This window comes from Gaoshiqia sediminis, from assembly GCF_025907915.1.
In the GTDB taxonomy this organism is placed as follows: Bacteria; Bacteroidota; Bacteroidia; order Bacteroidales; family Prolixibacteraceae; genus Gaoshiqia; species Gaoshiqia sediminis.
Genome location: NZ_JAPAAF010000001.1, coordinates 219,165 through 232,167, shown reverse-complemented (window position 1 = coordinate 232,167; position 13,003 = coordinate 219,165). Strand labels below are relative to the sequence as shown.

The window sequence follows — 13,003 nt, the reverse complement described above, 5'->3', positions numbered from 1 at the left end:
GGTCTCTTGCGTAGATTGTTGTTAGCGAACCAAAAATCCATGAAACCGAAGGGCCTCCTATTTTTATCCCTATTTCTGGCATCCACCATCCTGGCTGCACAGGAAAAAAAACAGGTAAAAGCGACTTATCTGGAAACCCCGCTAACCCTTGATGCGCGGCTGGATGAACCGGTTTACCGGAAATCGGGACCGGCCAGGGATTTTGTGCAGCTTCAGCCCCAAAACGGGAAACCCGCCTTTCAACCTTCGGAAGTGCATCTGTTTTATGATGAAAAAGCCATCTACGTGGGCGCAATGCTTTACGACAGCTCCCCCGACAGCATCTTCAACTATTTCTCGGAACGCGACAACATTGGCATGTCCGATTATTTTGGCATTTACTTCGACCCGTACAACCAGGGACAGCTGGCCTTCGGTTTTTTCATTACTCCGGCCGGCGTGCAAACCGACCTGAAAGCAGTGAAAACCAGCTATGATTATGAAGACAGCAACTGGAACGCGGTATGGCAAAGCGCTACCCGCATTTCCAGCCTGGGATGGATCATTGAAATGCGTATCCCGTTTTCAGCCCTTCGCTTTTCGGAACAAAATGGACAAAACTGGGGACTGAACATGTTCCGCAATATCCGAAGATATAACTCCAACAATTCGTGGAATTTTATCGACCGAAAAGTCGATGGTTTTATCCATCAGGAAGGGGAACTAACCGGCCTCAAAAACATCAGTCCGCCCGTCCGTCTTTCGTTTAGCCCTTATGCCGCAACGTACCTCGAATTTAAAGACGGCGCTTCATCGCCCGAATTCATTTACAAAGCCGGAATGGACCTGAAATACGGCATCAGCGAAAGCTTCACGCTCGATATGATGCTGGTTCCCGATTTCGGACAGGTGCAGTCGGACAACAAGCAGCTGAACCTGACCCCTACGAATTGTATTACGACGAAAGAAGGCAGTTTTTTACCGAAGGTACTGAACTGTTTAACAGGGGCGAAATTTTCTACTCGCGCCGGATTGGCGCCAGGCCCAAGTTTGCCGAAAAAGCAGAAGAAGCCCTTCGCCCCAACGAAATAATTGATTTTGACCCAACTGAAACACGGCTGATCAATGCTTCCAAAGTTTCGGGACGGTCAAGCGACGGCTGGGGACTGGGGCTGCTTAACGCCATGTCGCTGCCCGCCTACGCTACGCTGAAAGATACCCTGACCAATCAGAAACGAAAAGTACAAACCCAACCCTTCACCAACTACAACGTTTCGGTGGTGGACAAATCGCTGAAAAACAACTCGTACATCAGCCTGCTCAACTCAAATGTTACGATGGTTGATCATCCTTTTTCAGCCAATGTGACAGCCACCGAATTTCAGTTTCGCGACAAATCGAAAAAGTATTCCCTAAGCGGTAACGGCGGGATCAGTCGCCGGGGCGAATCGGAAAAAGAAACCGGCTTCCGTGCCGAACTGGAGCTGGAAAAAAACAGCGGCAACCTGCAATTCGGTTTCTCCCAGGAAATTATCTCAGACACCTTTAACCCCAACGATTTGGGATTTCTACGCCGGAACAACGAAATTTCAACCGAAGGGTACATCTTCTACCAAATGATTGAGCCTACCGGAATTTTCAGGGAATGGAATGCGGTTTACTGGATCGAATATGTGCGAATGTTCTCCCCAAACGATGTGTTTGGCACTGAAATGGAACTGGAAGCTTACGCCCGATTTAAGAACAATTACAGCGCCAATATAGAGATTGGCTACGGTGGCCGGAAACATGATTACGACGAAACCCGCGTGAAAAACCGGTATTACAGCCAGCCGAGCTTTTATTACGGAAACATCTACTTGAACTCCGATAGCCGGAAACGGATGAACTTCTACCTGTACGCCGCGACCGGCAAGCATCCCAACACCGATCATTACAGCTACTGGGGCGATGCGGGCTTCAACCTACGGATCGGCCAACGCCTGCAGGGCTACTACAATTTCAGCTTTAACAACGAGTACAACGACCAGGCCTATGCCGATAAAACAGCTGATGAAGATTCCATCTTTTTTGTCAATCGCGATTCCCGTTTTATCGAAAATGTGGTGGGACTTTCTTACGGATTCAGTAACAAAGCCACGATGAATATCCGGGGGCGACACTATTGGTCGGGAGCCGATAACAGCCAGGCTTACCTGTTGGAACAAAACGGTTCGCTCTCCCCCACCGGCAACTATACCAGTACCGACCAGAACTACAACGCTTTTAATATTGATCTCGTTTTCAGGTGGATTTTTGCGCCCGGATCGGAACTTTCGATTGCCTGGAAGAACGCAATCTACCGCGAAGAAGAAACCTGGAAAAATGATTACTGGCAAAACCTGCGCAACACCTGGAACAGCCCGCAAACTAACAGCCTTTCACTAAAAGTATTGTACTACATCGATTACAACAACCTGGTGAAAAAGAAAGGTGCAGAAGGACGATGAAAGAGAATTGAAGAAATTGAAAGGATAGAAATTCTTTCAACATTCTGACATTTTCTTCATCGCTGGTACCGCCCCATCAGCAAAGCTTCGGCCAGGATATGCCCATCCATAGCTTTTAACAGTTCTGCCTTTGTGCTGCCCGGTTTCAGATGCAACTCAGTGTTGAGTGCAAACAGGCTGAAAAAGTAGCGATGGCTCCCGTGCGGTGGACAAGGGCCTCCGTAACCAATCTTTCGGAAATCGTTCTTTCCTTGTATGGCCCCGCCAGCCATCAATTCCACCGGAGGCACATGTTCGGCCAGTTCCGTTGTGGCAGCCGGTATATTCCAAACTACCCAGTGCACCCAGGTACCCACCGGCGCATCCGGATCGTCGCAAATCAGGGCAAGCGTTTTCGTCCCGCCCGGGATTCCTGACCAACGCAAAGGCGGCGAAACATTCGGCCCGTCGCAGGTGTATTTTTGGGGGATGGTTGCTCCCTCGTCAAAAGCTGAACTATGAATTTCCATAACTTTTACTTTTTACGTTTGCCTTTGTATTTTTCCGTAACACCGCCCCTCAGCAGGTAACATGAAACATGCCGATCACTTTTCCTTCCAAAACGTTCCAAACACGGACGGCCTGGGGCGTTGGGAGCAACTTTACCGGACACTCGTGCTCATTGAAATACTCCTCTGCCTCGCCCGAAAGTTGAACATACCCTACCTGCCCGGTGCCGATAATCAGCTCTTGTGCCCCTTCCTGATAAATATACTCGGCTTCTTCCAGCGATATTTTATGGGAAGTTCCGTACTTCACCTTCGATAGTTTCTTTTTTCGCTTTTCCACATGCCCGTCGAGCCGGATCACCACATCGTACTCGTAACGTTTGCCGGAAATGGTAATATTCCCGAACTGTGTTTTGTCAATCATCGGTTCCATAACGCATCCCCCCATCTTGTTACCCAAACAAGATATACGAGATTGATGCAATAGGGTGACATCCGGCAGGCAGGTTTTCCGGGAAGTTGACGTATTCATTCCGGTGCGCCGCACCGCCGGATTTCTCCATGCCCTTTTTCTGAAACATTTTCGGCAGGAGCTGGTAAACATTTACACGAACCGGAAACTCTTTATAACGAGAGCTATTTTAACAGTGCCATTGAAACTTAAAAACCTAAAGCCATGCCAGTCGAAAAACTAAAAAACTATCTTGACCAAAACCACGTGAAGTATGTAACCATCAAACATTCGGTTGCTTTTACCGCGCAGGAAATTGCCGCATCGGCCCACGTTGCCGGAAAGGAATTTGCCAAAACCGTGATGATCCTCGTAAACGGCAAGATGGCCATGGCGGTGTTACCGGCTTCGTACCAGGTTGATTTCGACCTGCTGAAGGAAATGCTGGGAACACGGAATGTAAGCCTGGCTACCGAAGCCGAGTTCCTGAGCCTTTTCCCGGGATGCCAACCGGGAGCCATGCCGCCCTTTGGCAAACTGTTCAATATGGATGTGTTTGTGGCCGAAGCTTTGACCCGGAACGAAGAAATTGCCTTCAACGCGGGTTCGCATACCGAACTGGTACGGATGAAATATGCCGATTACAAGCGACTGGCCAGGCCCAACATCCTGAAGTTTTCGTGGAAAACCGTCACCTTCCCAAACGACCCGAAAGAGAAATGGGAAGAGGACTATTAGCCTGCTCTATTTCGAAATGTCCGTACGGGCACGAATGATGCCCGGATGGGAAAAGAAATTCATCGGCATGACTGAAAATTATATCCTGATCTTTTAATCGTTTGATGCTGGTTAACTATATTTTTAACGCGCATTAAAATAATTTTTGGTATGCATAAAAGTAATGTTTTATGCGCATCAAATTTGCATTACATCCATATGTATTATATCTTGCTAATGGACAAGAAAATTGCCCATTACTTATTTTCGCATAAAACCAACGATATGACAATCCGCTACAACGTGACACGTCTGGGGCAACCCGGACAGAAAGATGGTGGTGTTTACCGCTATTACCCGCGCATTTCGAACCGTAAAAAAATCGGGCTCGACGAGTTGGCCACGCTCATTGCCGGAAAATGCACCCTTCATCAGGCCGACCTTCATGCAGCACTCTCGGCGCTTACCGAAGAGATCCCCAAATTATTGCTCGATAACTACAGTGTGGAACTGGGCCGGTTGGGCATTTTCTCGCTGCATGTGCAGTGCGATGGTTCGGACACCCCCGAAGCCGTAAACGAAACCAACATCCGGAAAATCAATATGGTCTTCCGGGCCGGAAACCACATCAAAAAACTGTTGCGAACCGCCTCCTTTTCAAAAATTGCGGGTAAGTAATAGAAAATAATTCCGGACCAACTCTGATGATACATCCGAAACGGAGCAGTAAGTTTATTCTTATAAGCGAGCATACAGAAATAAATTTAGGGGAAATAAACTGAGACGCCTCATTACATGAAAAAACAATGAGTTGAAAGAAGTTAATCATAAAGGAGAACAATTCTATTCTCAAAAAACAGAAAAGTAAAGATTCAGGTATTTGACAATTGGGAGAAAAACAAAAACAACAAGCTATGATAAAAAAGGAATTCAGCCCATACTCAAGTCATGACAACACAATGATTAAAAGCTCATTAATACTCTGCTTTATTTTCTTGATTTCCCTAACCTGTTTTAGCCAGGAAAAAGAAATCCGGATAGGTCCCAGTCCTCATATAAATCAACTGGAGCCATTAATTATCTATGATGGATTTCCTATGACATTGATAAACCATAAGACGATTTTGGACTTTCCGGACCAAATTGAATCAGTGTCTATTAAAGGGGATACTCTGTTTGACGCCCAAGGAGTGGCCATTTACAAAGGAGTTGTTCTGATTACCAGCAAAGATTCAATAAATGCTGGACTGAAACAGATTTTAAAAGAAACAGATTTTTGGATTCATGATAATTTTTTTGGATTGATTGAAATAAACGGACAAAGCCAGCAATGGGATTCTGTAACCTGGTCGAGATTATCCGGATTAAATCCTGAAAATATTATACGTATTGAGGCCTTAGAATCCAACGATTCAGGAAATCAGAAAAAAGGACATATTAAATTGATGATAAAGGACTAATCCCCTCTACACAATCCAATAGACTGCCCCGCCGGTAATTACCGACGGGGAGGGGCTTTCACGCCACACAACCATTCACATCCTGTTGCTAGTTGGTTTTCCGGTAGCGCCAAATGGCCAGGCTAAGAAACGACAATCCGATAAGGATGAGCGAAACGAACTCGTCGATCAAATCGGAAAAGCCGGAACCTTTCAGCACCACCATTCGCATGATGCGCATAAAATAGTAGATCGGGTTGAGTCGGTCGAGAAGTTGTGCCCAGCGGGGCATGCTTTCCACCGGGGTGAAGATGCCGCCCATCAGTACAAAAATCATCATAAAAAAGAAGGTCAGGAACATCACCTGCTGCTGGGTTTCGGTAACCGTGGAGATGAACAGCCCCAGACCCAGCACCCCGATCAGGTAGAGGGCGGCAAAGCCAAACAACAAGGGCAAACTTCCCACGATGGGCAAGTCGAACACGAGCCGGGCAATGACCAGCCCAAAGGCCAGGTCGAAAAGGGCAATCACCAGAAAAGGCAGCAACTTGCCCAGGATGAATTGGTATTTTTTAATGGGCGTTACGTTGAGCTGCTCGATGGTACCGATTTCCTTTTCGCGTACCAGGTTCATGCCCGAGAGGAACATGCCGATGATGGTCACCAAAATGGCCAGGATGCCCGGCGCCATGTACCATTTGTAGTCCAGCTCCGGATTATACCAGTAACTTTGTTTCGAATCGATGCGCCGGGGCGGGTTAAACTCGGGCAAGCCTTTCCACTCGGCAATCACCGCTTTGTTAAAGCCCGAGAGAATTCCCTGTGCATAGGAATAAACAAGCGAGGCCTTGCTGCCATCGATGGCATTAATCAACAACTGCACATTGGCTTCGTCCTCACGAACCAAGGCACGCTCGAATCCTTGCAGAATTACCATCACAAAATCGGCCTCTTCCCGTTTGAAACTATTTTCGGCATCCTCCAGGTCGAACGAGGCATCGTGCAGCCGGAAGAACGGCGATCCCTGGAAGCGCCCCGTCAACTCGCGCGAGGTTTCCGAAAGATCATTGTCAACCACATAAATATCGACATTTTTCAGGTCGTAGGTAGCCGCAAAAACCAGCACCAGCATCTGCATCAGCGGCAGCACAAAAATCATGGGCAGCATGGTTTTGTTCCGGAAAACCTGGATGAATTCTTTTTGAAGGATGTATCTAATTGTGCGCATAAGCTGCAAGTTATAAGCTGCAAGCTACAAGCCAAGCCTGGAGCAGTTAGTTACTATTTACTGATATTTATACTTTTTTGAAGGCCTGTAATCATTTTTTGTTCTTCCTGAATTTTCTTTGTCAATTCGTCAAATTCGTTTTCAGACAGATACTCCAATTTGTTGGCGATAATCAGTTGTGTTTCGAGTTCAAATGAAGAGCCCAATGAAATATCCAGAAAACGATGAAAATCCTTGTCAGAGTTTCTTCCGGAACCTTCGGCAATGTTCGACGGGACAGAAATAGCACAGCGCCTTATTTGGCTGGTTAGCCCGTAAAGTTCTTCTTTAGGAAAAGATTTTGATGTTTTGTAAATATCAACAACCAGATCAATTCCTTTTTGCCAAACTTTTAATTTTTTAAAATCTTTCATGATGTTTCGTTCTGATTAACACTTTTATATTGATTTAACGCTCACTGTTTGTTTCATCACTTGCGGCTTGCAGCCAGCAGCTTGTAGCTTGCAACTTGAAGCTTCAAGCTACTCCAGCCTCGTTTTAAACTTCTTCACAGCGATGGCGGTAAACACGGCTGCCATGATGATCAGGATCAGCGTTTCCTCCCACACGAACAGGAAGCCGGTGCCCTTCAGCATGATGTTTTTCAGAATGACGATGAACCAGCGCGGCGGCATCAGATGCGACAATACTTGCAGCGGAACGGGCATGTTTTCGATCGGAAACATGAAGCCCGACAGCAAGATGGTGGGCAGCATGAGCGCCACCAGCGAAATGAACATGGCCACCATCTGGTTTTTGGCCACTGCGGAAATCAGTATCCCCAAACAGAGCGCCATCAGGATAAACAGGATGCTTTCGGCCATGAGCAACACCCAACTGCCGTGAATGGGCACGCCGAAAACCAGGTGGCCGATCCCCAAAATCATCACGGCATTGACTACGGAGAGAATCAGGTACGGCGCCACTTTTCCGAGGATGATCTGCACCGGTCGCAGGGGCGACACCAACAGGATTTCCATGGTGCCCAACTCTTTTTCGCGGGTAATGGAGATGGAGGTCATCATGGCCGAAATGAGCATCAGTATCATGGCCATGATGCCCGGCACAAACATGTACACCGATTCCAGTTCTTCGTTGTAAAACATGCGTACCTCGGGGGTGATCTGCATGGGCATTTTCAGTTCGCCCATTTCTTTCAGGATGTAGTCGTTGATGATGCCCGTGGTGTAGCTTGCCAGCAGTTTGCCCACATTGGGGTCGGATGCGTCGGCAATAATTTGCACGTCGGCCTTGCCTTCTCGCTCCAGGGTTTGCCCGAAGTTGGGCCCGAACACCAGCACTTCTTTTACTTTTCCCTTTTTGAAGATGGCTTCAATGTCGCCGTCATTGTCCAGGTAACTATTGAGTACAAAATAGCCCGACGACAGCAGCTTGTCGGTAATTTCGCGGGTTACTTCATCTTTCGACTGGTCGTAGATGGCCAGGTGCGCATCCTTGATTTCGTTGGTGATAACCGTCCCGAACAGCAACAGCTGGGCAATCGGAATGCCAAACAGGATAATCATGGTCCGCACATCGCGGAAGATGTGAAAGAATTCTTTTTTTACAAATCCGAAGAAACGTTTCATAGCAACGAGTATTGAGTAATGAGTAGCGAGACATGAGTAGTTCGGTTGAATCCCGCCAATCGCATTCAGTGGTTTAATGAATTTTGTAATCCTGTTATCATTCGTTGAATTTCATCTAAATCCGAAATCAAAGAATCAAAATCAGTTTGTTTAAGATAGCCGAGATTGAGTCCAATAATCAAATGTGTTTCAAGTTCAAATGAAGATCCACGGGCAATATCCAGAAAATGACTAAAATCCCCTAAAGTTTTTCTTCCGGCGCCTTCTGCAATGTTGGATGGAATGGAAACAGCCGCGCGTCTGATTTGCGAGTTCAATCCATAAATTTCTTCCTTAGGAAATGATTGCGTGTTTTTATAAACAGCAGTTACAAGTTTGATTGCCTTTTGCCACACGTTCAATTCTTTAAAATTATTCATATCGATCTTATTAGGTATATCCTTATTACTCACGACTCGCTACTCACGACTCATTACTTATTAGTCACCGTTCCTGGCATGGCGGGCCAGTTGGAGAAAGACGCCGTTCATGTCTTCCGAATTAAACTGCTTTTTCAGCGCATCGGGCGTGTCGAGGGCCGCAATTCGGCCATCCACCATGATGGAAACGCGGTCGCAATATTCGGCCTCGTCCATGTAGTGGGTGGTTACGAAAATGGTTTTTCCTTCGGCAGCCGCTTCGTAGATGAAGTCCCAAAACTGGCGCCGGGTAATCGGGTCGACTCCCCCGGTGGGCTCGTCGAGGAAGACAATCTTCGGGTCGTGCAGCAGGGCAATGGAAAAGGCCAACTTTTGTTTCCAGCCCAGCGGCAGGGAGGCAATCAGCTTATTGCGCTCAGACTCCAGCTGAAGTTTTTTCAACAGCAGGTGTTCTTTTTCCTTGCGTTGTTTCACCGGGATGCCGTAAATACCACCGTAAAAGCGAATGTTTTCGGCAATGGTCAGATCCTCGTACAGCGAGAACTTCTGGCTCATGTAGCCAATATTGCGCTTGATCTGCTCGGTTTGCCTGTACACATCGAACCCGCCCACCGTCAGTTCTCCCGACGTTGGGCTCGACAGTCCGCAAAGAATGCGCATGGCTGTAGTTTTTCCGGCCCCATTAGCCCCGAGAAACCCAAAGATTTCGCCCTTATAGACTTCGAAATTCAGGTGATCGTTGGCTGTGAAGGAGCCGAACTTTTTGACCAGATTTTTGACGGTTATAACGGGAGTATTTTGATTCATTTTTTGCTTCTCTTTTAATAATGTTGCGTGAATGCGGCACACGAACGGTTTTCCCTTTTCAAGTCGTTGCCAGATGTGCCCAATCACGATCTCCTCTTATTTTTCCGGGGCGTTGCCCTGAGCGATTGTTCTATCCCCCTTTCAGGGCTAAAGACAAATTCTCACTACTCGCGACTCACTACTCGTTCCCTGCCATCAGTCCCATAAACACATCCTCGATACCCGGGTTGGTTTCGAATACCTGCAGGTTTTGATGCTTTTTGCCCAACAGGTAGCGTTCCAGCTCCACGGCTTCCAGGTCCTCCTCTTTTGGGGTGACGTGGACAAACTGACCGAAAGCGTAGGCCGTTTCCACCTGCGGACATTCCCTCAGATCGCTGATCAGACGGTGCATCTCATTGGAGCGAACAGCCAGGAGCGTGCGCGTGTAGTTTTCCACAATGCGGGCCGGCGAATCGATGCAAAGAATGCGGCCCTTTTGCATGAGTGCCACGCGGTCGCACAGGCTGGCTTCGTCCATGTAGGGAGTCGAAACCAGGATGGTGATGCCCTGCTGCTGCAAATGTTTCAACATCTCCCAAAATTCTTTGCGCGATACGGCATCCACGCCGGTGGTGGGCTCGTCGAGCACCAAAATTTCGGGTTTGTGGATAAGGGCGCACGAGAGGGCCAGCTTCTGCTTCATCCCCCCCGACAGCTTTCCGGCCAGCCGGGTTTTGAAGGGCTCTATCTGCACGTAGATGTCTTTAATCAGCTCGTAATTTTCGGCAACGGTAGTCCCGAACACGGTGGCAAAAAACTCCAGGTTCTCTTCCACACTCAAGTCCTGGTACAGCGAAAAACGTCCAGGCATGTAGCCAACCAGCTGCCTGATATTTTTATATTCCGAAATCACATCCAGACCAGCCATTTTGGCCTTGCCGCTGTCGGGTACCAACAGGGTCATCAGGATGCGCATCAGCGTGGTTTTGCCGGCGCCGTCGGGCCCGATCAGCCCGAACAGTTCGCCTTTGTTCACCGAAAACGAGATGTCGTCCAGCGCTTTTACATCCTTGTAGGATTTCGAGAGGTTTTCAACGTTGATCATGTTACGGTACAGATTTCAAGTTTCACATTTCGTATAGCCTTCAGCTGGTGACTGGTCGCTAGCTGCCAGCCGCTGCCAACATAAGCTTGTTTGTCTTTCGACGGTTAAAAATTCACTTCGCCCGGCATACCTATTTTCAGGCGGCCATCGTTTTTCACGGTCACCTTCACGGCGTACACCAGCTTTACCCGTTCCTCTTTGGTTTGAATGATTTTGGGCGTGAATTCGGCTTCGGACGAAATCCAACTTACCGTTCCCTGCAAGGATTGGTTTTCGGTTTTGTCTTGATCGATCAGCACTTCTACCTGCTGTCCCAATTTGATGTGGGGCAACTGGGCGCCACTAACATACACTCGCAAGTCGAGTTCGGAAAGATCGCCCAGCTTGACCACCGCTTTTCCGGGGGCGGCCAGCTCTCCTTGCTCTACATACGTTTCCAGTACAATGCCTTGCATGGGGCTGTAGATAAAACACTTCGCAAGCTGGTCTTTCACTACATTCATTTGTGCCGACAGTACATTCAACTCACTACTGATGGATACGAACTGGGAGTTCAGGCTTTCCACCTGCTTTCCCAGTACGCGCATTTGCCCGTCCACATCGTCCACCTGTTGTTGGGTGGCAGCTTTTTCGGCAAACAGCTTATGAACGCGTTGCTGGTTGGTTTCCAGCGCCCGGATTTGTTCTTTCAGCACTTCCACCTGGGCGCGCACGTTCACTTTTTTAGCGGCTACGGCTTGTTGCTGTGCTTCCAGCTGTTTCAGCTGCAAGCTGATCTGGGTAGTGTCCACTATGCCCAGCAGTTGTCCTGTTTCCACCAGGTCGCCGGTTTCGGACTGAAAACTCACCAGTTTGCCAGCCATTTCAGCCGATACAATGGTTTCGTCGGTTTCGAAGTTGCCAAAAGCATCCGACTTTTCCTCATTTCCCTTACAGGCTGACAGCACCAAAAAGGCCAGCGCCAATACGTATTGAAATTTCATTTTTATCGCGTTTAAAAGTTATTTTCCCTGGATAGTTTGATAATTGATCTTGACAGCTTCCAACTGTATTTTTCGGGTTTCGAGCGTAATCCGGGCGGCCACCTCGGCGTTCAAATCCTGCAGGTAGTCGGCCATAGTGATGGCGCCGTTTTCCAGCTTCGCTGCCGAACTTTGGGTGATGCGTTCCTGTACGGCAATCAGCTCCCGGTCGCTTTCCTGCATATCCTGTAATTGTCTGATCTTTCTGGATTCGCCGTCGAGCGCTATGTTGATGTTTCGCTCAAACTGTTGCTGTTGTGTTTGCACCATCTCCTGCTGCAGGCGGACCACTTCCTGTTCGCGTTTGGTATTTTTCCAGTCGAAAACCGTCCAGTTCAACCCCACGCCAACCAAATAATAGGTATCAAAATCATCGTTCAGCATGTTCAGCCCCGGACGCCCGTAACCAGCCTGGCCAAAGCCGAAGAGTTTGGGGTTACGTTTCTTTTGCAGCAAATCCGACGAAGCCGAAAGCAGCTCGGTTTGCATGTCAAAGAAGTCCAGTTCGGGTCGGTTGAGATCGTTTCCCTGAATCAGATCCGGCGATTCAATCACCAGTTGGTCCAGATCGGCAGGCTGCTTCCCGGTCAGGATGGCCAGGGCAGCCAGTACTGTTTCTCGGCCCGATTGCAGTTCGGTTTGTTGTTGCTTCAATTTAATCAGTTCAGCCAGCAACAAATCCAAGTCTGAAGCCAGCACCACGCCGTGCGTTACACCCGACTCCACTTGCTTTCTGCGGGTTTCGATCGTTTCCTGTTTTTTGGCCAGGATGTCCAGGTTTTGCTGGATAAAAAAACTGGTGAAAAACAAACTGTTCACCTGCTCCTTTACCTGGTAAAGCTCCACTTCCACGCCTTGCCGGTTGGCTTCATCCTGTGCTTTTTCGAGCATTTCGTTCGCTTTTGTAATGCCGCCGTCCCAAATGTTTTGGCGAACATCCAGGTAAGCTTTGTACTGATCTTTTGATACTCCCGGAAAATCGATTCCCGGCATGGAAATGCCGATTTGGGTAACATCCGACTGATACGTGGCTTGGGCGTTCAGGTTGATTTGAGGCAGGTGGTTGTTCTCCAGGTTTTTCAATTTCATTTCACTCATCTGCCGGTAAAGTTCTTCCTGCTTCAGCAACGGATGTTGCTCGCGCGCCCACTGCTGGCAATCGTTCAAACTTACCGGCCCTTGCGCCATTACCAGCTGAGCCGGTAACAGCAACCAAAACAGCACTTGTTTTCTGATCATTGTTTTCTTT

General features: G+C 48.1%; 14 protein-coding genes and 1 pseudogene. 4 read left to right on the top strand and 11 right to left on the bottom strand.

The features are described 5' to 3' along the window. Nucleotides 1–39 precede the first annotated feature (39 nt). Nucleotides 40–2,468 (top strand): annotated as a pseudogene (locus N2K84_RS20500) (DUF5916 domain-containing protein). A gap of 56 nt (nt 2,469–2,524) precedes the next feature. Here N2K84_RS20500 and N2K84_RS01010 read toward each other — a convergent pair. From N2K84_RS01010 to N2K84_RS01000, 3 genes are read right to left on the bottom strand one after another with little or no spacing between them, the layout of a single operon-like run. Next, nucleotides 2,525–2,977 carry a YbhB/YbcL family Raf kinase inhibitor-like protein gene (locus N2K84_RS01010; protein ID WP_282589892.1) on the bottom strand — a complete coding sequence of 151 codons (453 nt, stop codon included), beginning with the start codon at nt 2,975–2,977 and terminating at the stop codon, nt 2,525–2,527. 49 nt (nt 2,978–3,026) lie between these two features. Then, nucleotides 3,027–3,389 (bottom strand): Mth938-like domain-containing protein, encoded by a 363-nt coding sequence (locus tag N2K84_RS01005; protein WP_282589891.1) that lies wholly within the window; start codon nt 3,387–3,389, stop codon nt 3,027–3,029. 19 nt (nt 3,390–3,408) lie between these two features. Then, on the bottom strand, nt 3,409–3,537 hold the full coding sequence (locus tag N2K84_RS01000) for a hypothetical protein (protein ID WP_282589890.1): 129 nt from the start codon (nt 3,535–3,537) through the stop codon (nt 3,409–3,411). A gap of 95 nt (nt 3,538–3,632) precedes the next feature. Between N2K84_RS01000 and N2K84_RS00995 the strand changes: the two genes are divergently transcribed. The 3 genes from N2K84_RS00995 (at nt 3,633) to N2K84_RS00985 (ending at nt 5,584) form a co-directional block, all read left to right on the top strand. Beyond that, the gene (locus N2K84_RS00995; RefSeq protein WP_282589889.1) at nt 3,633–4,145 is read left to right on the top strand and encodes an aminoacyl-tRNA deacylase; all 513 of its coding nucleotides are present in this window, start codon (nt 3,633–3,635) and stop codon (nt 4,143–4,145) included. A gap of 216 nt (nt 4,146–4,361) precedes the next feature. Further along, complete coding sequence (locus N2K84_RS00990; RefSeq protein ID WP_282589888.1) at nt 4,362–4,802, top strand: HU family DNA-binding protein; 441 nt, start codon at nt 4,362–4,364, stop codon at nt 4,800–4,802. 236 nt (nt 4,803–5,038) lie between these two features. Then, nucleotides 5,039–5,584, top strand: a complete 546-nt coding sequence (locus N2K84_RS00985) for a hypothetical protein (protein ID WP_282589887.1) — start codon at nt 5,039–5,041, stop codon at nt 5,582–5,584. Nucleotides 5,585–5,672: 88 nt separating this feature from the next. Here the strand turns inward: N2K84_RS00985 and N2K84_RS00980 are convergent, their stop codons facing one another. The 8 genes from N2K84_RS00980 to N2K84_RS00945 form a co-directional block, all read right to left on the bottom strand. Continuing rightward, entirely contained in the window at nt 5,673–6,791 is a 1,119-nt protein-coding gene (locus N2K84_RS00980) for an ABC transporter permease (protein WP_282589886.1), read from the bottom strand. Between the two features lie 53 nt (nt 6,792–6,844). Further along, nucleotides 6,845–7,204 (bottom strand): four helix bundle protein, encoded by a 360-nt coding sequence (locus N2K84_RS00975; protein ID WP_282589885.1) that lies wholly within the window; start codon nt 7,202–7,204, stop codon nt 6,845–6,847. Nucleotides 7,205–7,312: 108 nt separating this feature from the next. Then, nucleotides 7,313–8,419, bottom strand: coding sequence for an ABC transporter permease (locus N2K84_RS00970; RefSeq protein WP_282589884.1), 1,107 nt, complete (start codon nt 8,417–8,419; stop codon nt 7,313–7,315). Nucleotides 8,420–8,484: 65 nt separating this feature from the next. Next, nucleotides 8,485–8,838 carry a four helix bundle protein gene (locus N2K84_RS00965; protein ID WP_282589883.1) on the bottom strand — a complete coding sequence of 118 codons (354 nt, stop codon included), beginning with the start codon at nt 8,836–8,838 and terminating at the stop codon, nt 8,485–8,487. A 60-nt stretch (nt 8,839–8,898) separates the two neighbouring features. Next, nucleotides 8,899–9,645, bottom strand: a complete 747-nt coding sequence (locus tag N2K84_RS00960; RefSeq protein ID WP_282589882.1) for an ABC transporter ATP-binding protein — start codon at nt 9,643–9,645, stop codon at nt 8,899–8,901. A gap of 178 nt (nt 9,646–9,823) precedes the next feature. Further along, the gene (locus tag N2K84_RS00955) at nt 9,824–10,732 is read right to left on the bottom strand and encodes an ABC transporter ATP-binding protein (RefSeq protein ID WP_282589881.1); all 909 of its coding nucleotides are present in this window, start codon (nt 10,730–10,732) and stop codon (nt 9,824–9,826) included. A gap of 104 nt (nt 10,733–10,836) precedes the next feature. Continuing rightward, nucleotides 10,837–11,715: an HlyD family secretion protein gene (locus tag N2K84_RS00950; RefSeq protein ID WP_282589880.1), complete on the bottom strand. Its 879-nt coding sequence runs from the start codon at nt 11,713–11,715 to the stop codon at nt 10,837–10,839. A gap of 18 nt (nt 11,716–11,733) precedes the next feature. Continuing rightward, on the bottom strand, nt 11,734–12,993 hold the full coding sequence (locus N2K84_RS00945; RefSeq protein WP_282589879.1) for a TolC family protein: 1,260 nt from the start codon (nt 12,991–12,993) through the stop codon (nt 11,734–11,736). Nucleotides 12,994–13,003: the final 10 nt, after the last annotated feature.